The organism is Bacillus sp. N3378-2at, from assembly GCF_033412715.1.
GTDB lineage: Bacteria > Bacillota > Bacilli > Bacillales > Bacillaceae > Bacillus > Bacillus subtilis.
This window is the reverse complement of sequence record NZ_CP117986.1, coordinates 972,167-994,652: the sequence shown is the minus strand read 5'-3', so window position 1 is coordinate 994,652 and position 22,486 is coordinate 972,167. Positions and strand designations below refer to the sequence as shown.

Below are 22,486 nucleotides of genomic sequence, written 5' to 3'. Positions count from 1 at the left end.
TCTGCGGAAAGAAGGAAAGAGGATGAACAAAACAGCACTAATCACCGGAGCAAGCGGCGGCATTGGCAAAAGCATCAGCGAAACCCTTGCAGCTAGAGGATACAATCTGCTGCTGCATTACAATACAAATCAAAATGCGGCAGCGGAGCTTGCTGAAAAACTAAGTCAGATGTTTGGCGTAAATGCGGAGATATTACAAGCTGATCTGTCCGCGCAAGATGGAGCAGATAAGCTGACAAGTTCAATTGTTCAGCCTATTGATGCGATTGTTTTAAACAGTGGAAGAAGCCATTTTGGGCTGATTACGGATGTAGATAACGCAACAGTCCAGGAAATGGTTCAGCTTCATGTGGCGAGTCCGTATATGCTGACGAGAAACCTTCTGCCAGGCATGATTCGGAATAAATCGGGAGCGATTGTGGCTGTCAGCTCGATTTGGGGAGAGACTGGAGCATCCTGTGAAGTGCTGTACAGCATGGCAAAAGGAGCTCAGCATTCGTTTGTAAAAGGATTGGCTAAGGAGCTGGCGCCAAGCGGAATCAGAGTAAACGCCGTAGCGCCGGGCGCAGTTGATACAAATATGATGAATCAATTTACCCCGGCTGAAAAAGAAGAGATCGCTGATGAGATTCCGATCGGCCGGCTGGCCCGGCCGCAAGAAATTGCTGATGCAACAGCTTTTCTCCTGTCTGAAAAAGCGTCATATATCACCGGCCAAATTCTGTCGGTGAATGGCGGCTGGCACTGTTGACACGAAAATATTCGGTGTATAGTTTCTTTTGTGAAGGACACAATAATCTTGTAACTTCACATGAAATGGAGGAAACAAGCATGTCAGTATTAGAAAACTGGGATAGCTGGAAAAACTTCCTTGGCGACCGTCTGAACTATGCGCAAGATAAAGGTATGAGCCAGGATACGATTACAGATCTTGCGACAGAAATCGGCAGCTACTTGGCTAATGAAGTGGAATCTAAGAACGAGCAGGAAAAAGTGCTGGCAGATCTTTGGAGTGTAGCATCAAAAGATGAACAGCACGCCATTGCCAATATGATGGTTAAGCTTGTTGAAAATAACAGCACTCACTAGGAAGAGAGGGGATTTTTCCTCTCTTTTTTATGTTTTCCTCATCACAGCAACATTCTTCTTTCTAATTAGAGAAAAATGCTTTATGATAAAGGAAGGTAAAATTTTGCCACAATGAAGGGGGTATATCATTTGGCAAAGCTCGAATGGTATTTTGAATATGAAATTCAAGTGAACCGCCCCGGACTGCTCGGGGATATTTCATCTCTTCTTGGGATGCTTTCTATCAACATCGTAACGATAAACGGCGTCGATCTTTCCAGAAGGGGAATGCTCCTCAGGTGCCGCCATATAGATCAAATTAAACGATTAGAATCAATCTTAAAAACGATGGAAACAATTAAAGTAACGAAGCTTAGAGAACCGAGGCTTCGCGACCGACTTGCCGTACGCCACGGCCGTTATATTCAACGGGATGCCGATGACAAGAAAACGTTCCGCTTTGAACGGGACGAGCTTGGCTTATTAGTCGATTTTATGGCCGAATTGTTCAAAAAAGAAGGCCATAAATTAATCGGAATCAGAGGTATGCCGCGTGTCGGGAAAACGGAATCGATTGTAGCCTCTAGTGTGTGTGCAAGCAAAAGGTGGCTGTTTGTGTCATCAACCTTGCTGAAGCAGACGATAAGAAGCCAGCTGATTGCCGATGAATACAGCACTGAAAATGTCTTTATCGTTGACGGAATTGTGTCAACACGAAGAGGATCGGAACGCCATCTCCAGCTGGTCCGAGAAATCATGCGGCTGCCTGCAACAAAAGTGGTGGAGCATCCGGACATATTCGTTCAAAATACAGAGTATACACTAGATGACTTTGATTATATTATTGAACTGAGAAATGACCCTGATGAGGTTATTACATATGAACATGCCGAGGAACCCCAAATGTTTGATCAATCCGGGTTTTCAAGCTTTGATTTTTAAAATTGGAAGGTGTTTGTTGTGACTGAACTAGGAATCCGGCTCAAAGAAGCCAGAGAGGAAAAAGCAATGTCATTGGATGATCTCCAAGCGGCAACAAAGATTCAAAAAAGGTATTTAACCGCCTTGGAGGAAGGAAACTATGACATTATTCCGGGGAAGTTTTATGTTCGGGCATTCATCAAGCAATATGCAGAAGCCGTTGGGCTTGATGCGGATCAGCTGTTTGAGGAGCATAAAAAAGATATCCCTAATACGTATCATGACGATGTGTCTGAAAAGATCTCCGGCATGAATCTTCAAAAGGAAATGCCGAAGCCAGCATCTAAGGCGCTGGAGCTGCTGCCAACGATACTTGTTATTCTCGGCGTGATTGTCGTGATTGCCATTGTGTACGCGATCATTCAGTTTGCCAATCACAAAAACAGTGATGATCACAATGCGGCATCAGAAAAAGCAATTACGCAAAGTGAGAGCAAGTACGAAATCCCTAAAGATTCAACGCTGAAAGAGAATCAAAATAACAGCTCTGAAAAAGAGACAGACACTAAAAAAGAAACGAAAGAAAACGAAGATAAGAAAAAAGAAAATGACAGTGATAAGCTGGAGATTAAAGTTGCTGGCACTGAAGGATCGTTAACGACTTATGAAGTGTCCGGCGCTGATAAAATCGAGCTGGAACTGAAGGCATCAGACAGCTCCTGGATTCGAGTGCGCGATGAAAACAGCAGCTCTTTAAAAGAAGGAACGCTGAAAAAAGACGAGACCTATAAAAAAGACATAACTGATCAGAAACAAGTTGATATCCGCACCGGATATGCACCTAATCTGAAAATAAAAATCAACGGTAAGGTTCTTTCATATGAACTTGATCCGAAAAAAGTGATGGCACAAACTATAAAGATTGTAAATAAAAAGGAAGAAAAGTCATCTTAATTACCAGATGACTTTTCTTCACGTCCGAGTATGAAATTGGAGGGGCTTTATGTTTAACTTACCAAATAAAATCACACTAGCTAGAATCGCATTAATCCCAATCTTCATGATTATCATGCTGGCGCCGTTTGACTGGGGCAGGCTCGAAGTTGGAGACGAATCGATCCCGGTCGCACATTTGGCGGGGGCCATTCTATTTATTATTGCATCTACAACAGACTGGGTGGACGGGTATTATGCCCGAAAATTGAATCTCGTAACAAACTTCGGGAAATTTCTTGATCCGCTTGCGGACAAACTGCTGGTATCCGCAGCGTTAATTATCCTTGTTCAATTTGATCTCACTCCAGCTTGGATGGTCATTGTGATTATCAGCAGGGAGTTTGCCGTGACAGGTTTAAGGCTTGTCTTAGCCGGAACAGGAGAAGTCGTAGCTGCTAACATGCTTGGTAAAATCAAAACCTGGGCACAGATTATTGCGGTATCCGCATTGCTTCTTCATAATCTTCCATTTGAACTTGTGTCATTCCCGTTTGCAGACTTGGCACTGTGGGTAGCCGTCTTCTTTACTGTCGTCTCAGGCTGGGAATATTTCTCTAAAAACTGGGAAGCGTTAAAAACATCTAACTAAGAAAGAAGGACTTCGTCATGGAATTTCCAAAAAAAGCAGAAATAATTGCAGTCGGTTCAGAGCTGCTGCTTGGCCAAATCGCCAATACAAATGCTCAATTTATCAGCAAACAGCTCGCTGAAATCGGGGTCAACGTATTTTATCATACAGCGGTCGGAGATAACCCGGAGCGGCTGAAGCAGGTCATCCGCATTGCTGAAGAACGCTCTGACTTCATTATTTTTTCAGGAGGGCTTGGACCCACAAAAGATGATCTGACGAAAGAAACGATTGCAAATACGCTGGGACGTCCGCTTGTGTTAAATGATGAGGCATTCCAATCCATTGAGGACTATTTCAAACGAACAAAACGCACGATGTCACCTAATAACCGAAAACAGGCGCTTGTGATCGAAGGCTCTGACGTGCTGGCGAATCACTTTGGAATGGCCCCGGGAATGCTCACAGAGCATGAATCGCGCTATTATATGCTTCTTCCTGGACCGCCGAGCGAATTGCGTCCAATGTTTGAAAACGAGGCAAAGCCTCTTCTGCTGAAAAAGATGGGTTCAAATGAAAAAATTGTGTCAACCGTTCTTCGCTTTTTCGGTATCGGTGAATCTCAGCTTGAAGCCGATTTGGAAGATATTATTGATGCGCAAACCAATCCGACAATTGCGCCTTTGGCGGCTGATGGAGAGGTGACGCTGCGTCTGACAGCCAAACACGCCGATGAAAAGGAAACAGAGCGTCTGTTAAAAGAAACAGAGGCCGTTATCTTAGAGCGTGTCGGTGAATTTTTCTATGGTTACGATGATACTTCTCTTGTAAAAGAGCTATCTATAGCGTGCAAGGAAAAAGGCATTACAATTTCTGCGGCAGAAAGCTTTACCGGAGGGCTGTTTTCTGAATGGCTGACGGATCATAGCGGTGCCTCAAAATTATTTGCCGGGGGCGTTGTTTGCTATACAAACGACGTGAAGCAGAATGTGCTTGGTGTCAAGAAGGAAACATTAGATCGTTTTGGGGCGGTCAGCAAGGAGTGCGCATCCGAACTGGCTAAGGGTGTTCAAAAACTCACTGGCAGCGATATCGGCATCAGCTTTACTGGTGTAGCAGGACCTGATGCTCAAGAAGGGCATGAGCCTGGGCATGTGTTTATCGGCATTTCCGCAAATGGTAAAGAAGAGGTTCACGAGTTTCACTTTGCGGGCTCCAGAACGGGGATCAGAAAACGCGGCGCTAAATACGGCTGCCATTTAATCTTAAAGCTTTTAGAGCAAAAATAATATTTTCAGCACATTATCCTCCTAAGAAAACATGATTTCTCTGATACATTATGATATTTTGATAGGAATCACGCCAAGAAAAAATCCGAATATGCGTTCGCTTTTTTCTTGGCAAATCCCTTCAAACAGGGTATAGTATATGTAGTGGTAACATAAAGGAGGAAAAAATAGAATGAGTGATCGTCAGGCAGCCTTAGATATGGCTCTTAAACAAATAGAAAAACAGTTCGGCAAAGGTTCCATTATGAAACTGGGAGAAAAGACAGATACAAGAATTTCTACTGTCCCAAGCGGCTCCCTCGCTCTTGATACAGCACTGGGAATTGGCGGATATCCTCGCGGACGGATTATTGAAGTATACGGTCCTGAAAGCTCAGGTAAAACAACTGTGGCGCTTCATGCGATTGCTGAAGTTCAGCAGCAGGGCGGACAAGCCGCGTTTATCGATGCGGAGCATGCGTTAGATCCGGTATACGCGCAAAAGCTCGGTGTTAACATCGAGGAGCTTTTACTGTCTCAGCCTGACACAGGCGAGCAGGCGCTTGAAATTGCGGAAGCATTGGTTCGAAGCGGGGCAGTTGACATTGTCGTTGTCGACTCTGTAGCCGCTCTCGTTCCGAAAGCGGAAATTGAAGGCGACATGGGAGATTCTCATGTCGGTTTACAAGCACGCTTAATGTCTCAAGCGCTTCGTAAGCTTTCAGGGGCCATTAACAAATCGAAGACAATCGCGATTTTCATTAACCAAATTCGTGAAAAAGTCGGCGTTATGTTCGGGAACCCGGAAACAACTCCTGGCGGCCGTGCGTTGAAATTCTACTCTTCCGTGCGTCTTGAAGTGCGCCGTGCTGAACAGCTGAAACAAGGCAACGACGTAATGGGGAACAAAACGAAAATCAAAGTCGTGAAAAACAAGGTGGCTCCGCCGTTCCGTACAGCCGAGGTTGACATTATGTACGGAGAAGGCATTTCAAAAGAAGGCGAAATCATTGATCTAGGAACTGAACTTGATATCGTGCAAAAAAGCGGTTCATGGTACTCTTATGAAGAAGAGCGTCTTGGCCAAGGCCGTGAAAATGCAAAACAATTCCTGAAAGAAAATAAAGATATCATGCTGATGATCCAGGAGCAAATTCGCGAACATTACGGCTTGGATAATAACGGAGTAGTGCAGCAGCAAGCTGAAGAGACACAAGAAGAACTCGAATTTGAAGAATAAAAATAAAATAAGTTTCAAATGATACAAAAGGCTGAGTGAAAAACTCAGCTTTTTTGTATTTTGCAAAAAAATGATAAAAATATTGCTTTTTTTGACAACTTTTTTAGGGCTTTATTCGTCTAACAAAACGTGTGCAAAATGGAATTTATTTTGGGAGGAAAAATGAATGACAAGCCCAACCCGCAGAAGAACTGCGAAACACAGACGGAGAAAACTAAATAAAAGAGGAAAACTGTTGCTTGGTCTTTTAGCAGTGATGGTTTGCATTACGATTTGGAATGCTCTTCATCGGAATAGTGAAGAAAACGAACCATCTCAAGAAACTGCAGCGGTTTCAAATACCGATCAGAAAAAAGAGGTCAAAAAGAAAACTGCCAAAAAATCAGAGGAACAAATCAAAACAGTGGATCGAAATCAAAAAATCAGCAATTATTTAGAAGAAATCGGTTTCAGCGGAACAGCCATGATTGTCAGAAATGGAGAAATCGTAACAAATAAAGGTTTTGGCTATGCTGACCGTAAACACTACATTCAAAATAATCCATTGACATCTTTTTATGTCGGTTCATCACAAAAAGCGCTGATTGCAACTGCTATTTTGCAGCTAGAGGAAAAGGGGAAACTTCAGACAAGTGATCCGGTAAGTACGTATTTACCTCATTTTCCTAACGGACAAACGATTACTTTGAAGAATCTGCTTACACATACATCGGGGATAAACGGACATATTGAAGGAGACGGCGCCATTACGCCGGACGATTTAATAAAAGACATAGAACTGCAGGGAATCAAACGTCAGCCGGGCGTATGGGACTACCAGGATTCCAACTATTCTGTTCTCGCTTATATTATTGCTGAAGTAAGCGGTGAGCCCTATGAACAGTACATAAAGAATCATATTTTTAAGCCTGCGGGAATGACGCATGCAGGCTTTTACAAAACATATGAAAAAGAACCTTATCCTGCTGTCGGGTATAAGATGAAGGGCGGCAAAACAGTTACACCGTATATACCTGATCTATCCCAGCTGTATGGAGCGGGTGATATTTATATGAGCGCTATAGATATGTACAAATTTGACCAAGCGCTGATAGACGGAAAACTGTATTCGCAAAAAAGCTATGAAAAGATGTTTACGCCAGGGAGCAGCTCCACATACGGCATGGGATTTTATGTTGATCCCGGAAGCTATTCAAACCATGGTGTTATGCCGGGCTTCAATATCTTGAACAGCTTTAGCAAATCTGGGCAAACCATTGTTATTTTGTTCTCAAACATTCAAAATAATGCTAAATTGGGCCAAGTGAACAATAAAATATACCAGCTTCTAAATCAAGAATGATTGGCGATCTTCTTTTGGATGAATTGCATTCGGCACGTGAAAAGACGACTGGCCTGCAAACGTTAAGATGGCAAGCTTGACAAGTATTTCCGACACATTTACAATGAAGTTGTAACATTTGTTTTTTTAACATGATTGTTAAACCATTTAAACTTGACAAGGGCGATGAACACACTCATTCCCTGTGAAGGTTCTGTATGTTGAGAAAACTAGACAATGTACATGCCGACACTTTTTAAGCAACAACCAAGTTCATAGCAAGAGGAGGTGAAAGTATGACCCCAATTATGATGGTTCTCATCTCCATTTTGCTGATTCTACTCGGTTTAGTTGTTGGCTACTTTGTTCGTAAAACCATTGCCGAAGCGAAAATTGCGGGCGCACGCGGTGCAGCCGAGCAAATTCTTGAAGATGCGAAGCGTGATGCTGAAGCACTGAAAAAAGAAGCTCTGCTTGAAGCAAAGGATGAAATCCACAAACTTCGAATAGATGCTGAACAGGAAGTTCGTGAAAGACGAAATGAGCTTCAAAAACAAGAAAACCGTTTACTCCAAAAGGAGGAAAACCTTGATCGCAAACATGAGGGAATTGATAAACGGGAAGCGATGTTGGAGAAGAAAGATCATTCTCTGAATGAACGACAACAACATATTGAAGAGATGGAAAGCAAAGTGGATGAGATGATTCGTATGCAGCAGTCTGAGTTGGAACGAATTTCGAGTCTAACTCGTGACGAAGCGAAACAAATCATTCTTGAGCGGGTTGAAAACGAGCTTTCACATGACATCGCCATCATGACAAAAGAAACTGAAAACCGTGCGAAAGAAGAGGCGGATAAGAAAGCGAAAAACATTCTTTCACTCGCCTTACAGCGCTGCGCAGCGGACCACGTTGCCGAAACAACGGTATCAGTTGTCAATCTTCCAAATGATGAGATGAAAGGACGTATCATCGGACGGGAAGGGCGTAACATTCGTACGCTTGAAACGCTGACAGGAATTGACCTGATTATTGATGATACGCCTGAAGCTGTCATTCTTTCCGGATTTGATCCGATCAGACGTGAGACAGCCAGAATTGCTCTTGATAAACTCGTTCAGGATGGCCGTATTCATCCGGCACGGATTGAAGAAATGGTTGAAAAATCTCGCCGCGAGGTCGATGACTATATTCGTGAGATGGGTGAGCAAACGACATTTGAGGTTGGCGTTCATGGCCTCCACCCAGATCTCATCAAGATCCTCGGCCGCTTAAAGTTCCGTACAAGCTACGGTCAAAATGTGCTTAAGCATTCCATGGAAGTCGCATTCTTGGCCGGTCTAATGGCATCGGAGCTTGGTGAAGACGCAAAGCTTGCTAAACGTGCGGGTCTTCTTCACGACATCGGGAAAGCAATTGACCATGAAGTAGAAGGAAGCCACGTTGAGATCGGGGTAGAGCTTGCGACCAAATATAAAGAGCACCCAGTCGTGATTAACAGTATTGCATCACACCACGGGGACGAGGAGCCGACTTCCATTATTGCTGTGCTGGTAGCTGCAGCAGATGCGCTTTCCGCTGCAAGACCTGGCGCAAGAAGTGAGACGCTCGAGAATTATATTCGAAGACTTGAAAAACTCGAAGAAATTTCTGAGTCCTACGAAGGTGTTGAAAAATCATTTGCCATTCAGGCTGGACGCGAAGTGCGTATTATGGTGAAGCCGGATTCAATTAATGATCTTGAGGCTCATCGACTGGCGCGAGATATCCGCAAGCGAATTGAGGACGAGCTCGATTATCCAGGTCATATTAAGGTGACAGTAATCAGAGAGACTCGAGCCGTAGAGTATGCAAAATAAAGTGATGCGCTAAGCATCACTTTATTTTTTTGACAGCAAGGAATTTTCAAGAAGAAAGGATTTACAAAATGAGAATTTTATTTATCGGAGATGTTGTCGGTTCACCGGGCCGTGACATGGTCAAAGAATATGTACCAAAGCTAAAAACAAAATATAAGCCTCACTTTACCATTATTAATGGTGAAAACGCCGCACATGGAAAAGGCCTGACGGAAAAAATTTATCACAGATTAATCCAGTCCGGCGCAGATGCAATCACAATGGGGAACCATACATGGGACAAAAAAGAAATATTTGATTTTATAGATGACGTTCCGAACTTGGTTCGCCCGGCAAACTTTCCTGAAGGAACACCGGGGAAAGGGATCACATATGTGAAAGCAAACGGCAAAGAACTAGCAGTCATTAATTTGCAGGGACGTACGTTTTTGCCGCCGCTTGATGACCCGTTTTTAAAAGCGGATGAATTGATCGCAGAAGCTGCGAAAAGAACACCGTACATTTTTATCGACTTTCATGCCGAAGCGACAAGTGAAAAGCTCGCACTTGGCTGGTACACGGATGGGAGGGCGTCGGCTGTAGTAGGAACTCATACACACGTGCAAACGGCGGATAACCGCATTTTGCCGAAGGGAACGGCATATATTACTGATGTGGGAATGACTGGCCCATATGACGGTATACTGGGGATGGACAGAGAGACGATTATTAAGCGATTCAAAACGAACCTTCCAGTCCGGTTTACTGTCGCTGAAGGAAAAACAACGCTCAGCGGAGTTGTGATTGACATTGACGATCAAACGAAAAAAGCCGTGAAAATTGAGCGTATTTTAATCAACGATGATCACATGTTCTTTGAATAGTTGAACATATGGTTATTTTATAAAAATATTAAAAAGAAAAGCAGGAATATAGCAACTCCTTAGTGAATATAGTAAAAATGGAAGGTAGCCCGCTATTTTTGAAAAGCATTGTGGGGATGGCTTTTTGGATAGCAACATCTAATAATGATTGTTCTAATGAACACTCACTTATCCATTGTAAAACTAAGGGGGAGCAGAAATGGAAATCTTAAAAGTTTCAGCAAAATCGAGTCCAAATTCAGTGGCAGGTGCGCTTGCAGGCGTGTTGAGAGAGCGAGGAGCCGCCGAGATTCAAGCGATCGGAGCGGGTGCATTAAACCAGGCTGTAAAAGCTGTGGCGATTGCCAGGGGATTTGTGGCGCCTAGCGGCGTTGATTTGATTTGTATTCCGGCTTTTACAGATATTCAAATCGATGGGGAAGAAAGAACAGCGATTAAATTAATCGTGGAGCCTCGCTAAAAACAAATAAAGCATTCTCAACCTGTTTGCGTAATGCAAACAGGTTGTTTTTCATTTATTGTGATATTTTCTCCCGATAGTATTTTTAGCACATAAATGAGCGAATATACAAAATCAAAAATGAGCTAAAACGTTTCAAAAAAAATTCCGCCCATTTTTCAAGATAGATACTTTTGTCCTTCTGGAGAAGACAGTGCTGTTTACGCTTATTCCATATCATGGTACAATCCGAATATAACAAGAATTTTTCAAGGAGGATTGTACATGCAGAGTGGAAAGATGAAAGCTCTAATGAAAAAGGACGGGGCGTTCGGTGCTGTGCTGACTGAAGTTCCCATTCCTGAGATTGATAAACATGAAGTCCTCATAAAAGTGAAAGCCGCTTCCATATGCGGCACGGATGTCCACATTTATAATTGGGATCAATGGGCACGTCAGAGAATCAAAACACCCTATGTTTTCGGCCATGAGTTCAGCGGCATCGTAGAGGACGTGGGAGAGAATGTCATTAGTGTAAAAGTGGGAGAGTATGTGTCTGCGGAAACACACATTGTCTGTGGTGAATGTGTCCCTTGCCTAACAGGAAAATCTCATGTGTGTACCAATACTGCTATAATCGGAGTGGACACGGCAGGCTGTTTTGCGGAGTATGTAAAAGTTCCAGCTGATAATATTTGGAGAAATCCCGCTGATATGGACCCGTCGATTGCTTCCATTCAAGAGCCTTTAGGAAATGCAGTTCATACCGTACTCGAGAGCCAGCCTGCAGGAGGAACGACTGCAGTGATTGGATGCGGACCGATTGGTCTTATGGCTGTTGCGGTTGCAAAAGCAGCAGGAGCTTCTCAGGTGATAGCGATTGATAAGAATGAATACAGGCTGAGGCTTGCAAAACAAATGGGAGCGACTTGTACTGTTTCTATTGAAAAAGAAAACCCGCTCAAAATTGTAAGCGCTTTAACGAGTGGGGAAGGAGCAGATCTTGTTTGTGAGATGTCGGGTCATCCCTCAGCGATTGCCCAAGGTCTTGCGATGGCTGCGAATGGCGGAAGATTTCATATTCTCAGCTTGCCGGAACATCCGGTGACAATTGATTTGACGAATAAAGTGGTATTTAAAGGGCTTACCATCCAAGGAATCACAGGAAGAAAAATGTTTTCAACATGGCGCCAGGTGTCTCAGTTGATCAGTTCAAACGTGATCGATCTTGCACCTGTTATTACCCATCAGTTTCCGTTAGAGGAGTTTGAAAAAGGTTTCGAACTGATGAGAAGCGGGCAGTGCGGAAAAGTAATTTTAATTCCATAAAGGGGGATAAACATGACAAAGGAATTTGAGTTTTTAAAAGCAGAGCTTGATAGTATGAAAGAAAACCATACATGGCAAGACATAAAACAGCTTGAATCTATGCAGGGCCCATTTGTCACAGTGAATCACCAAAAAGTCATTCAGCTATCTTCTAATAATTACCTCGGATTCACTTCACATCCTAGACTCATCAACGCCGCACAGGAGGCCGTTCAGCAGTATGGAGCCGGCACCGGATCAGTGAGAACGATTGCCGGTACATTTACAATGCATCAAGAGCTTGAGAAAAAGCTGGCAGCCTTTAAAAAAACGGAGGCGGCACTTGTATTCCAATCAGGCTTCACAACAAACCAAGGCGTACTTTCAAGTATTCTATCAAAAGAGGATATTGTCATCTCAGATGAATTGAACCATGCCTCTATTATTGACGGAATTCGACTGACAAAGGCGGATAAAAAGGTGTATCAGCACGTCAATATGAGTGATTTAGAGCGGGTGCTGAGAAAGTCAATGAATTATCGGATGCGTCTGATTGTGACAGACGGCGTATTTTCCATGGATGGCAACATAGCTCCTCTGCCTGATATTGTAGAGCTCGCTGAGAAATATGACGCATTTGTGATGGTGGATGACGCCCATGCATCCGGAGTACTTGGCGAAAACGGCAGGGGAACGGTGAATCACTTCGGTCTTGACGGCAGAGTTCATATTCAGGTCGGAACATTAAGCAAGGCAATCGGAGTGCTCGGCGGCTACGCTGCAGGTTCAAAGGTGCTGATCGATTATTTGCGCCATAAAGGCCGTCCATTTTTATTCAGCACATCTCATCCGCCGGCTGTCACTGCAGCTTGTATGGAAGCGATTGATGTCTTGCTTGAAGAGCCGGAGCATATGGAGCGCTTGTGGGAGAATACTGCCTATTTTAAAGCAATGCTTGTGAAAATGGGTTTGACTCTCACAGAGAGTCAAACGCCGATTCTTCCTATTTTAATAGGTGATGAAGGTGTGGCAAAGCAATTTTCAGATCAGCTCCTTTCTCACGGTGTTTTTGCCCAAAGTATCATTTTCCCGACTGTAGCAAAGGGAAAAGCCAGAATTCGCACGATTATAACAGCAGAGCACACCAAAGATGAACTGGATCAGGCGCTTGATGTCATCGAAAAGACGGCAAAGGAGCTCCAGCTATTGTAACAAGAGGAAGAGTTTACTCTTCCTCTTTTGATTCCTTATTGATTATTATTCTCAATGAGTGTACAATGATAGGTTGCCAGTTGTGCAGAGCTTCAATAACCTTTATACTGAAGGGTGGAAGTTTGGTTTGAAAGGAGAAAATATGACATGAATGAAAAACAAAAATTAGAGAGCGGACAAGTTAATCCATCGGACAAAAAATCCGAGAAGGATTACAGCAAGTACTTTGAAGCTGTTTACATTCCGCCTTCTTTAAAAGACGCGAAAAAACGAGGCAAGGAAGCCGTTACTTATCATAATGACTTTAAAATTTCTGAACAATTTAAAGGATTGGGAGACGGAAGAAAGTTCTATATCCGTACGTACGGCTGCCAAATGAATGAACACGATACAGAGGTTATGGCAGGGATCTTTATGGCGCTCGGTTACGAAGCGACAAACTCTGTTGACGATGCCAATGTCATTTTGTTAAATACATGTGCAATCCGTGAAAATGCTGAAAACAAGGTGTTTGGTGAGCTCGGGCACTTAAAAGCACTGAAAAAAAACAATCCCGATCTAATTTTAGGCGTGTGCGGCTGTATGTCCCAAGAGGAATCAGTCGTGAACCGTATTTTGAAAAAACATCCGTTTGTCGATATGATTTTCGGAACGCATAACATTCATCGCCTGCCGGAGCTTTTGTCAGAAGCATACCTTTCAAAAGAAATGGTTGTAGAAGTTTGGTCTAAGGAAGGGGACGTTATTGAAAACCTTCCGAAAGTCCGAAATGGAAAAATTAAGGGCTGGGTCAATATCATGTACGGCTGTGACAAATTCTGTACGTATTGCATTGTGCCTTACACACGCGGAAAAGAAAGAAGCCGCCGCCCTGAGGATATCATTCAGGAAGTGAGAAGGCTTGCAAGTGAAGGCTATAAGGAAATTACACTGTTAGGCCAAAATGTAAACGCGTATGGAAAAGACTTTGAAGATATGACTTACGGACTTGGTGATTTGATGGATGAACTGAGAAAAATCGATATCCCGAGAATCCGTTTTACAACGAGTCATCCGCGCGACTTTGACGACCGCCTCATTGAAGTGCTTGCAAAAGGCGGAAATCTGCTTGATCACATTCATCTTCCGGTTCAATCAGGAAGCTCAGAAGTTCTGAAGCTGATGGCCCGCAAATATGACAGAGAGCGTTACATGGAGCTGGTGCGAAAAATAAAGACAGCGATGCCAAACGCTTCTTTGACAACGGACATTATCGTCGGATTTCCAAATGAAACGGACGAACAGTTTGAAGAAACGCTTTCTCTATACCGTGAAGTGGAGTTTGACAGCGCCTATACGTTCATTTACTCTCCGCGTGAGGGCACTCCGGCTGCTAAGATGAAAGATAATGTACCGATGCGTGTGAAAAAAGAACGCCTGCAGCGTCTAAACGCACTGGTGAATGAAATTTCTGCTAAAAAAATGAAGGAATACGAAGGCAAGGTTGTCGAAGTATTAGTTGAGGGTGAAAGCAAAAATAACCCTGATATTCTTGCCGGCTATACGGAAAAAAGCAAGCTTGTCAATTTCAAAGGGCCGAAGGAAGCCATCGGCAAAATCGTCCGCGTGAAAATCCAGCAAGCGAAAACATGGTCGCTTGACGGAGAAATGGTAGGAGAAGCAATCGAGGTGAAATAAGATGACGCTCTACTCAAAAAAAGACATTGTGCAGCAGGCACGAAACCTTGCAAAAATGATTTCTGAAACAGAAGAGGTTGATTTTTTCAAACGGGCTGAAGCGCAAATCAATGAGAATGACAAAGTGTCCACAATCGTTAATCAGATTAAAGCCCTGCAAAAGCAGGCTGTCAATCTGAAGCATTATGAAAAGCATGAAGCGCTCAAACAAGTAGAAGCAAAAATTGACGCGCTGCAAGAAGAGCTTGAAGAGATTCCTGTTATCCAGGAATTCAGAGACTCGCAGATGGAAGTAAATGACCTACTGCAGCTCGTTGCACACACCATTTCCAACCAAGTCACAAATGAAATCATCACATCAACCGGAGGCGACCTGCTGAAAGGGGAAACCGGTTCAAAGGTGAAGCATTCAAATAACAGCTGTTCTCTCTAAACACGGTGCCTTAACAGGCCCGTGTTTTTTCATCATTTGTGCGGTTATAAATGAACTAAATAATCTATGTACTAAATATTCAATTGGTTTTTCTGTGCTCAGCCGCGTGTAAACTTTATCGCACTTATAAGTAAAGTTTCTAGGCACACCTGCATACAATGGAACAGAAACTTTGTATTTTTATATTTTATTTATAAAAATGCACACTAGACAAATGCCCAGCATAAGATAACACGAAGAAGAACAAGGAGGCATGCCGGAATGTCTGAATACAGGGAAATTATTACGAAGGCAGTAGTAGCGAAAGGCCGAAAATTCACCCAATGCACCAACACCATCTCGCCTGAGAAAAAACCGAGCAGCATTTTGGGTGGTTGGATTATTAACCACAAGTATGACGCTGAAAAAATTGGAAAAACGGTAGAAATTGAAGGGTATTATGATATAAACGTATGGTACTCTTACGCGGACAACACAAAGACAGAGGTTGTCACAGAACGGGTAAAATATGTAGATGTCATTAAACTCAGATACAGAGACAATAATTACTTAGATGATGAGCATGAAGTGATTGCCAAAGTGCTTCAGCAGCCAAACTGCCTTGAAGTGACCATTTCGCCGAATGGAAATAAAATCGTTGTGCAGGCAGAAAGAGAATTTTTGGCGGAAGTGGTAGGGGAAACAAAGGTAGTTGTTGAGGTCAATCCTGACTGGGAAGAGGATGACGAGGAAGATTGGGAAGATGAGCTTGATGAAGAGCTTGAAGACATCAACCCGGAGTTTTTAGTGGGAGATCCTGAAGAATAAAAAAGGGACTAGGGGAGACAGTACCCCCAAGTCTCTTTTTTATATTGATATATCATTCTTTTATCACTTTTTGTTTATGTTATAATGAAGGTTGGAAAATAGAAACGTTGATACATAGTGAGGGATTAAACAATGGCCGGTTATACGCCTATGATACAGCAATATTTAAAAATAAAGGCAGAGCACCAGGATGCCTTTTTATTTTTTCGCCTGGGTGATTTTTACGAAATGTTTTTTGAGGACGCCAAAAAAGCGTCACAAGAGCTGGAAATTACGTTAACGAGCAGAGATGGCGGTGCGGCTGAAAAAATACCGATGTGCGGTGTGCCGTATCATTCTGCTTCCGCGTATATCGAACAGCTTATTAAAAAAGGATACAAAGTGGCGATCTGTGAACAGACGGAAGATCCGAAAGCCGCAAAGGGCGTTGTGAAAAGAGAAGTGGTTCAGCTGATTACGCCCGGAACTGTAATGGACGGCAAAGGCATCCATGAATCGGAAAATAACTTTATCGCATCTGTTTCAGCCTGCTCGAACAGATACGGACTTGCGCTGTCTGATTTAACAACGGGAGAAAATTTGGCTGTTTTGATTGAACGGCTTGAAGACGTCATATCAGAAATTTATTCAGTCGGCGCACGGGAAATCGTGGTTTCAGGAGGCTTGGATGCCGATACAGTGGCACAGCTGAGAGAGCGGTGCGGTGCAACAATTTCAATTGAAGACGGAGAAACAGACGAACACGTAACGATCATTGAGCACTTAAATAATGAAGATATAACAAAAACATTTCTGCGCTTATATACGTATTTGAAAAGAACCCAAAAGCGCAGCCTTGATCATCTTCAGCCCGTGCAGGTGTATGAGCTTGAGGAAGCGATGAAAATTGACTTGTACTCAAAGCGTAATCTGGAGCTGACCGAAACGATTCGTTCGAAAAATAAAAAAGGCTCCCTTTTGTGGCTGCTGGATGAAACAAAAACGGCAATGGGAGGCCGGCTGCTTAAACAGTGGATTGACCGGCCGCTTATCAGAGTCAATCAAATCGAAGAGCGCCAAGAAATGGTGGAAACATTGATGTCCCATTTCTTTGAACGGGAAGATCTGCGTGAACGTTTAAAAGAAGTGTATGACTTAGAACGCCTTGCCGGCCGCGTTGCATTCGGAAATGTCAATGCCCGGGATTTGATTCAGCTGAAGGAATCGTTAAAGCAAGTTCCTGGCATCAAACAGCTGGTTGCTTCATTGGCTCATGACAAGGCCAAGGAACGTGCAAAGCGCATTGACCCTTGCGGGGATGTACTTGAACTGCTGGAAGAAGCGCTGTACGAAAACCCTCCTTTATCGGTAAAAGAAGGGAACCTGATTAAAGATGGTTATAATCAAAAGCTTGATGAATATCGTGATGCAAGCAGAAACGGAAAAGACTGGATTGCCCGCCTGGAACAGCAGGAGCGGGAATACACAGGCATTCGCTCTTTAAAGGTCGGCTTTAATAAAGTTTTCGGTTATTACATTGAAGTGACTAAAGCAAACTTGCATTTGCTTGAGGAAGGGCGTTATGAGCGGAAGCAGACGTTAACCAATGCCGAGCGCTACATTACACCTGAATTAAAAGAAAAAGAAGCGCTCATTTTAGAGGCGGAAAATAACATCTGTGAGCTGGAGTACGAGCTGTTTACCGAGCTACGCGAGAAAGTGAAGCAGTATATTCCGCGGCTGCAGCAGCTTGCAAAACAGATGAGCGAGCTGGACGCACTGCAATGCTTTGCGACAATCAGTGAAAATCGTCACTACACGAAACCAGAGTTCTCTAAAGATGAAGTCGAAGTGATTGAAGGCAGACACCCGGTTGTTGAAAAAGTCATGGACAGCCAGGAATATGTCCCGAATAACTGTATGATGGGCGATAACAGACAAATGCTTCTCATTACAGGTCCAAACATGTCAGGGAAAAGCACGTATATGAGACAAATCGCGCTCATTTCCATTATGGCGCAAATCGGCTGCTTTGTACCCGCGAAAAAAGCGGTGCTTCCGATTTTCGATCAAATTTTTACGCGAATCGGCGCTGCAGATGATTTGATTTCCGGACAAAGTACATTTATGGTAGAAATGCTTGAAGCGAAAAATGCGATTGTCAACGCGACGAAAAACAGCCTCATTCTGTTTGATGAAATCGGGCGGGGAACGTCCACTTATGACGGCATGGCGCTGGCACAGGCGATTATTGAATATGTTCACGATCACATCGGCGCCAAGACGCTGTTCAGCACACACTATCACGAGCTGACCGTTCTTGAGGACAAGCTACCCCAGCTGAAAAACGTTCATGTTCGCGCTGAAGAATATAACGGAACGGTTGTCTTTCTTCATCAAATTAAAGAAGGTGCCGCTGATAAAAGCTATGGTATCCATGTAGCTCAGCTTGCCGAACTGCCGGGAGATCTGATTGCGCGCGCTCAAGATATTTTAAAAGAGCTTGAGCATTCAGGAAACAAACCGGAAGTGCCGGTGCAGAAACCTCAGGTGAAAGAAGAGCCGGCACAGCTGTCCTTTTTTGACGAAGCGGAAAAGCCGGCTGAAACACCAAAGCTTTCAAAAAAAGAAAAGCAAGTGATCGATGCTTTCAAATCACTTAATATACTGGATATGACACCGCTTGAAGCGATGAATGAAATGTACAAGCTGCAAAAGAAATTACATTAAAACGGGGTGATGAATGTGGCAAAAGTCATCCAGCTGTCAGATGAGCTTTCAAATAAAATAGCGGCGGGCGAGGTTGTGGAACGGCCCGCCTCAGTCGTCAAAGAATTGGTGGAAAATGCGATCGACGCTGACAGCACAGTCATTGAAATCGATATTGAGGAAGCAGGCCTTGCATCCATTCGGGTCTTGGATAACGGCGAAGGAATGGAGAATGAAGATTGCAAGCGAGCTTTCCGCCGCCACGCAACGAGTAAAATAAAAGATGAAAATGATTTATTCAGGGTGAGAACGCTCGGTTTCAGGGGAGAAGCCCTGCCGAGTATCGCGTCAGTCTCTCATCTGGAGATTACAACAAGCACTGGTGAAGGAGCTGGGACGAAGCTCGTCCTCCAAGGAGGAAACATCATTTCCGAATCGCGTTCCTCAAGCAGGAAGGGAACTGAAATTGTCGTTTCCAACCTGTTTTTTAACACACCGGCCCGTTTGAAATATATGAAAACCGTTCATACAGAGCTTGGAAACATTACAGACGTGGTTAACCGTATTGCTCTGGCGCATCCAGAGGTATCGATCCGCCTGCGACATCATGGGAAAAACCTGCTTCAAACGAACGGAAACGGAGATGTGCGCCATGTACTGGCAGCGATTTACGGCACGGCTGTCGCCAAAAAAATGCTTCCGCTGCATGCGAGCTCCTTGGATTTTGAAGTAAAGGGATATATCGCCCTCCCAGAGATTACACGGGCGTCGAGAAACTATATGTCGTCTGTGGTCAATGGCCGTTACATTAAAAATTTCCCGCTCGTCAAAGCGGTTCATGAAGGCTATCATACGCTTCTGCCGATCGGACGCCATCCGATTACTTTTATAGAAATTACGATGGACCCGATTTTAGTCGATGTCAATGTGCATCCATCGAAGCTTGAGGTCCGGCTCAGCAAGGAAACAGAGCTTCATGACTTAATTCGTGACGGAATTAAAGATGTATTTAAACAGCAGCAGCTGATTCCGAGTGCCCAGCTTCCGAAAAAATCGGCACCTGTTATCAAAAATGAGCAACAGTTCATAACCTTTGATGAAAAGCCTCCGGAAAGAAAAGTACCGGAAAAAGCGCATGCGCCATCTTATTCACCAATGAAGCTCAGCTCAGTCGTGAAAGAGCCGATTGATGCGGAGGAAGAATTGCCTCCTCTCCAATTTGATGCTCCATCTATCGTTGATCAGGAACAAACCCTTGAGGTGTCCGATGTTTCAGAAGAACTGCCTGAAACATTTGAGCAGGAATGCCATGAGGAACAGCAGCAGCCAGCGTCTGAGCGGGTTCCGATTATGTACCCGATCGGCCAGATGCACGGGACTTATATATTGGCACAAAACGAAAACGGCCTGTATATTATCGACCAGCACGCCGCCCAAGAACGTATTAAATATGAGTACTTTCGTGAAAAGGTGGGGGAGGTTGAGCCTGAAGTGCAGGATATGATTGTACCGCTGACGTTCCACTACTCCACAAATGAGGCTTTGATTATTGAACAGCACAAACAAGAGCTCGAAAGCGTCGGTGTCTTTTTAGAGTCATTCGGCTCTAACAGTTACATCGTCCGCTGCCACCCGGCCTGGTTTCCAAAGGGAGAAGAAGCAGAGCTTATAGAAGAAATCATTCAGCAGGTGCTCGACTCCAAAAATATAGATATTAAAAAACTCCGCGAGGAAGCGGCGATTATGATGAGCTGCAAAGGCTCCATCAAAGCAAATCGCCACCTCAGAAACGATGAAATCAAAGCGCTTCTGGACGACCTCCGAAGCACATCAGACCCATTTACATGCCCGCACGGCCGCCCGATCATCATTCACCACTCGACATATGAGATGGAAAAGATGTTCAAACGCGTGATGTAGCGGGGTTTGGTGAAGGGCAATATAACCTTTTCTATATTTTGTCTACACATTTCAAGCATTGAGATATTCTTCGGAATAACTTAATGCTTTTTTATTGTGTTCTTTCAGTGATAAGAATTTAAACATTTGAAGTCATCTTGACTGTAGAAAATAAAGACTTACGTCAGCATAGGGAAGTCATTACATGGATTACGACGAAAGAGGAGCGTTTGGACTATATAAAAAAACATCCAACCATCCCAACAGAAGAACCATAGACTAAGCTGCAAGTTTTCCCAATGAACGATTGGATGTGATAACAGTCATCTAGTAGACGTCACCCGTAGAACTGTCCAAAACATATAGAAAATCTGGAACCGGTACTTAATCAAATTGAAAATCAAAAATTACGTCATTGTGATTGACGGAAACAATAGATCATTCAAATTAACGGAAATGCCGGAGCACGGTAAAACAATCGTACAAACGTCAAAAGGTAATCTCTCCAGAATTGATTTTGAGATCGGCTATAAAATGTGACGCAGAGGGGCCGGTCCTCTCTGCGATAAGGGAGGAACAGACATGGATAAATTACAGGTAATTAAAGCGCGTATTTCAAAACTGAAAGGCTATGAAAATGCTAAGCCAACTGATCAATACTGGATGGCTAAAGAGCATATTGATTTTCTGATTGATCGGACTGAACTGTCTGTTAAGCAGCAGGAAATCATCGAGGAAAACAAGCGCCAGCAGGAAGTTACGGTACATCAATTCCGGCAGGCACAAGAAGAGATTCAGCGGCTAAATGGGGAATTGAAGCAAGCTCATGAGAAACGCGAAATAAAAGAATATCTGATTTTAACCACTAGACATAGAGACATGACATTCGGCGCCAGTGTTCATTTGTTTTGGGGAATCAACAGTAGCGGATACACAGCGATTCTACAGCGTGCGGGACTTTATACAAAAGCATTCCGAGGGTCAGGACATACCGGTACACTTCTCAAGATTCGGATTTGACCGTGCTTTCTTTGAAGCAAAAGAACGTTTTATACAAATGCCCATTCTGTATTCAATATCTGAGAATCTAAAAAGATCATTGCTGACTGGCAAAAGGATTGTGCTGAGGAATGATTCCTTTACAAGTAGAGCTTCAGCGGGCAGTCAAAGCCACGAAAGACGAAGCGATGACAGTTGGGCAGGCGGCGGAACATTTAAAGGTTAATGTCGAGGAAGTGCCTATGATCGTTGCTCAGGCTGATGATCTGAAAATAATAGGCAATGACGCAATTATTGCAAAAAGAGACAAGACGAATGGCTGGCTCATTGGGGCGATGGTAATGGTTTTATTCTTTGCAATCGCTGTCGGCTGGGAATAGGGGATGACGGGTTCGAAAAGATGAGAGAGGGGAAGGTCCCCTCGTAATTTTTACTCAACAGTAACGTAAACAGCACCTAATACAGAACCATTACTTTTAAAGAGAGTAATCGTAGCATTGCCCTTGTGGTTAGCGGTTATTATCCCTCTAGAAGATACAGATGCAACATACGAATTATCACTTGCAAAGCTTGTGGCTAGCGGTTCTCTAATTTCATGTTGATTTGGCCCTCCCTGAAGATAGAGGGTAACAGAATAGCTCTGAATAGAAATTTTATCTGAGACAGAAACATGCTTAGCTTCTTGAATTTGTGTCGGAGAGTTATTTACTTCCTTAGCAGATGCTACACCACTAACTGACAAAGCTAAAGCAGAAATCGATAAAGCAGAAACAGCTGTTTTCTTGAAATTCATTTTAAACACTCCTTTTGAATTTTTGTGTTACACCATAAGGATTCAACGAAAGTAATTATTTTCCTTGTAAATAAATGTTAATTATTTATGAACTTGTTTTATGATCGAATGCAACTTCCCTGAATGT

Annotated in this window: 21 protein-coding genes and 1 pseudogene; 21 read left to right on the top strand and 1 reads right to left on the bottom strand. The window is 43.5% G+C overall.

The genetic code is table 11. The annotated features are described in order from the left end of the window. The first annotated feature begins 22 nt into the window (after positions 1-22). The 21 genes and pseudogenes from ymfI (at position 23) to PUN35_RS05485 (ending at position 21,946) form a co-directional block, all read left to right on the top strand. A complete protein-coding gene (ymfI, locus tag PUN35_RS05585) occupies positions 23-751 on the top strand; it encodes an elongation factor P 5-aminopentanone reductase (RefSeq protein WP_003244676.1) in 729 nt (242 codons plus the stop codon). Between the two features lie 80 nt (positions 752-831). Then, a complete protein-coding gene (locus PUN35_RS05580) occupies positions 832-1,089 on the top strand; it encodes a DUF3243 domain-containing protein (RefSeq protein WP_003245199.1) in 258 nt (85 codons plus the stop codon). A gap of 129 nt (positions 1,090-1,218) precedes the next feature. Then, entirely contained in the window at positions 1,219-2,010 is a 792-nt protein-coding gene (locus PUN35_RS05575; RefSeq protein ID WP_003220998.1) for a DUF3388 domain-containing protein, read from the top strand. 18 nt (positions 2,011-2,028) lie between these two features. Further along, positions 2,029-2,943: a cell shape determination protein RodZ gene (gene rodZ / locus PUN35_RS05570; protein WP_014479813.1), complete on the top strand. Its 915-nt coding sequence runs from the start codon at positions 2,029-2,031 to the stop codon at positions 2,941-2,943. Positions 2,944-2,992: 49 nt separating this feature from the next. Continuing rightward, positions 2,993-3,574 (top strand): CDP-diacylglycerol--glycerol-3-phosphate 3-phosphatidyltransferase, encoded by a 582-nt coding sequence (pgsA, locus tag PUN35_RS05565; protein WP_014479814.1) that lies wholly within the window; start codon positions 2,993-2,995, stop codon positions 3,572-3,574. A 17-nt stretch (positions 3,575-3,591) separates the two neighbouring features. Next, a complete protein-coding gene (locus PUN35_RS05560; RefSeq protein ID WP_003231847.1) occupies positions 3,592-4,842 on the top strand; it encodes a competence/damage-inducible protein A in 1,251 nt (416 codons plus the stop codon). 172 nt (positions 4,843-5,014) lie between these two features. Next, the gene (recA, locus tag PUN35_RS05555) at positions 5,015-6,061 is read left to right on the top strand and encodes a recombinase RecA (RefSeq protein WP_003245789.1); all 1,047 of its coding nucleotides are present in this window, start codon (positions 5,015-5,017) and stop codon (positions 6,059-6,061) included. Between the two features lie 166 nt (positions 6,062-6,227). Next, the gene (locus tag PUN35_RS05550) at positions 6,228-7,403 is read left to right on the top strand and encodes a serine hydrolase domain-containing protein (protein ID WP_014479815.1); all 1,176 of its coding nucleotides are present in this window, start codon (positions 6,228-6,230) and stop codon (positions 7,401-7,403) included. A gap of 275 nt (positions 7,404-7,678) precedes the next feature. Continuing rightward, entirely contained in the window at positions 7,679-9,241 is a 1,563-nt protein-coding gene (gene rny, locus PUN35_RS05545) for a ribonuclease Y (RefSeq protein WP_003221010.1), read from the top strand. A gap of 68 nt (positions 9,242-9,309) precedes the next feature. After that, positions 9,310-10,104 carry a 2',3'-cyclic-nucleotide 2'-phosphodiesterase gene (gene ymdB, locus PUN35_RS05540; protein WP_014479816.1) on the top strand — a complete coding sequence of 265 codons (795 nt, stop codon included), beginning with the start codon at positions 9,310-9,312 and terminating at the stop codon, positions 10,102-10,104. A gap of 199 nt (positions 10,105-10,303) precedes the next feature. Then, positions 10,304-10,564 carry a stage V sporulation protein SpoVS gene (gene spoVS / locus PUN35_RS05535; RefSeq protein ID WP_003154135.1) on the top strand — a complete coding sequence of 87 codons (261 nt, stop codon included), beginning with the start codon at positions 10,304-10,306 and terminating at the stop codon, positions 10,562-10,564. Positions 10,565-10,828: 264 nt separating this feature from the next. After that, positions 10,829-11,872 (top strand): L-threonine 3-dehydrogenase, encoded by a 1,044-nt coding sequence (gene tdh / locus PUN35_RS05530; RefSeq protein WP_014479818.1) that lies wholly within the window; start codon positions 10,829-10,831, stop codon positions 11,870-11,872. A 12-nt stretch (positions 11,873-11,884) separates the two neighbouring features. Next, on the top strand, positions 11,885-13,063 hold the full coding sequence (locus PUN35_RS05525) for a glycine C-acetyltransferase (protein WP_014479819.1): 1,179 nt from the start codon (positions 11,885-11,887) through the stop codon (positions 13,061-13,063). Positions 13,064-13,210: 147 nt separating this feature from the next. Then, complete coding sequence (miaB, locus tag PUN35_RS05520) at positions 13,211-14,740, top strand: tRNA (N6-isopentenyl adenosine(37)-C2)-methylthiotransferase MiaB (RefSeq protein ID WP_014479820.1); 1,530 nt, start codon at positions 13,211-13,213, stop codon at positions 14,738-14,740. 1 nt (position 14,741) lies between these two features. Further along, on the top strand, positions 14,742-15,173 hold the full coding sequence (gene ricA, locus PUN35_RS05515; protein ID WP_003231834.1) for a regulatory iron-sulfur-containing complex subunit RicA: 432 nt from the start codon (positions 14,742-14,744) through the stop codon (positions 15,171-15,173). A 261-nt stretch (positions 15,174-15,434) separates the two neighbouring features. Beyond that, the gene (cotE, locus tag PUN35_RS05510) at positions 15,435-15,980 is read left to right on the top strand and encodes an outer spore coat protein CotE (RefSeq protein WP_003231833.1); all 546 of its coding nucleotides are present in this window, start codon (positions 15,435-15,437) and stop codon (positions 15,978-15,980) included. 132 nt (positions 15,981-16,112) lie between these two features. Then, the gene (mutS, locus tag PUN35_RS05505; RefSeq protein ID WP_014479821.1) at positions 16,113-18,689 is read left to right on the top strand and encodes a DNA mismatch repair protein MutS; all 2,577 of its coding nucleotides are present in this window, start codon (positions 16,113-16,115) and stop codon (positions 18,687-18,689) included. A 15-nt stretch (positions 18,690-18,704) separates the two neighbouring features. Then, positions 18,705-20,588, top strand: coding sequence for a DNA mismatch repair endonuclease MutL (gene mutL, locus PUN35_RS05500; RefSeq protein ID WP_041516431.1), 1,884 nt, complete (start codon positions 18,705-18,707; stop codon positions 20,586-20,588). A gap of 435 nt (positions 20,589-21,023) precedes the next feature. Next, positions 21,024-21,107: an XtrA/YqaO family protein gene (locus tag PUN35_RS05495; protein ID WP_235091748.1), complete on the top strand. Its 84-nt coding sequence runs from the start codon at positions 21,024-21,026 to the stop codon at positions 21,105-21,107. Between the two features lie 42 nt (positions 21,108-21,149). Beyond that, positions 21,150-21,401: pseudogene (locus PUN35_RS05490) on the top strand (VWA domain-containing protein); the annotation flags it as partial. 296 nt (positions 21,402-21,697) lie between these two features. Further along, the gene (locus PUN35_RS05485) at positions 21,698-21,946 is read left to right on the top strand and encodes a hypothetical protein (protein WP_031600520.1); all 249 of its coding nucleotides are present in this window, start codon (positions 21,698-21,700) and stop codon (positions 21,944-21,946) included. Between the two features lie 50 nt (positions 21,947-21,996). Here the strand turns inward: PUN35_RS05485 and PUN35_RS05480 are convergent, their stop codons facing one another. Then, positions 21,997-22,359 carry an Ig-like domain-containing protein gene (locus PUN35_RS05480; protein ID WP_033881685.1) on the bottom strand — a complete coding sequence of 121 codons (363 nt, stop codon included), beginning with the start codon at positions 22,357-22,359 and terminating at the stop codon, positions 21,997-21,999. Positions 22,360-22,486 lie beyond the last annotated feature (127 nt).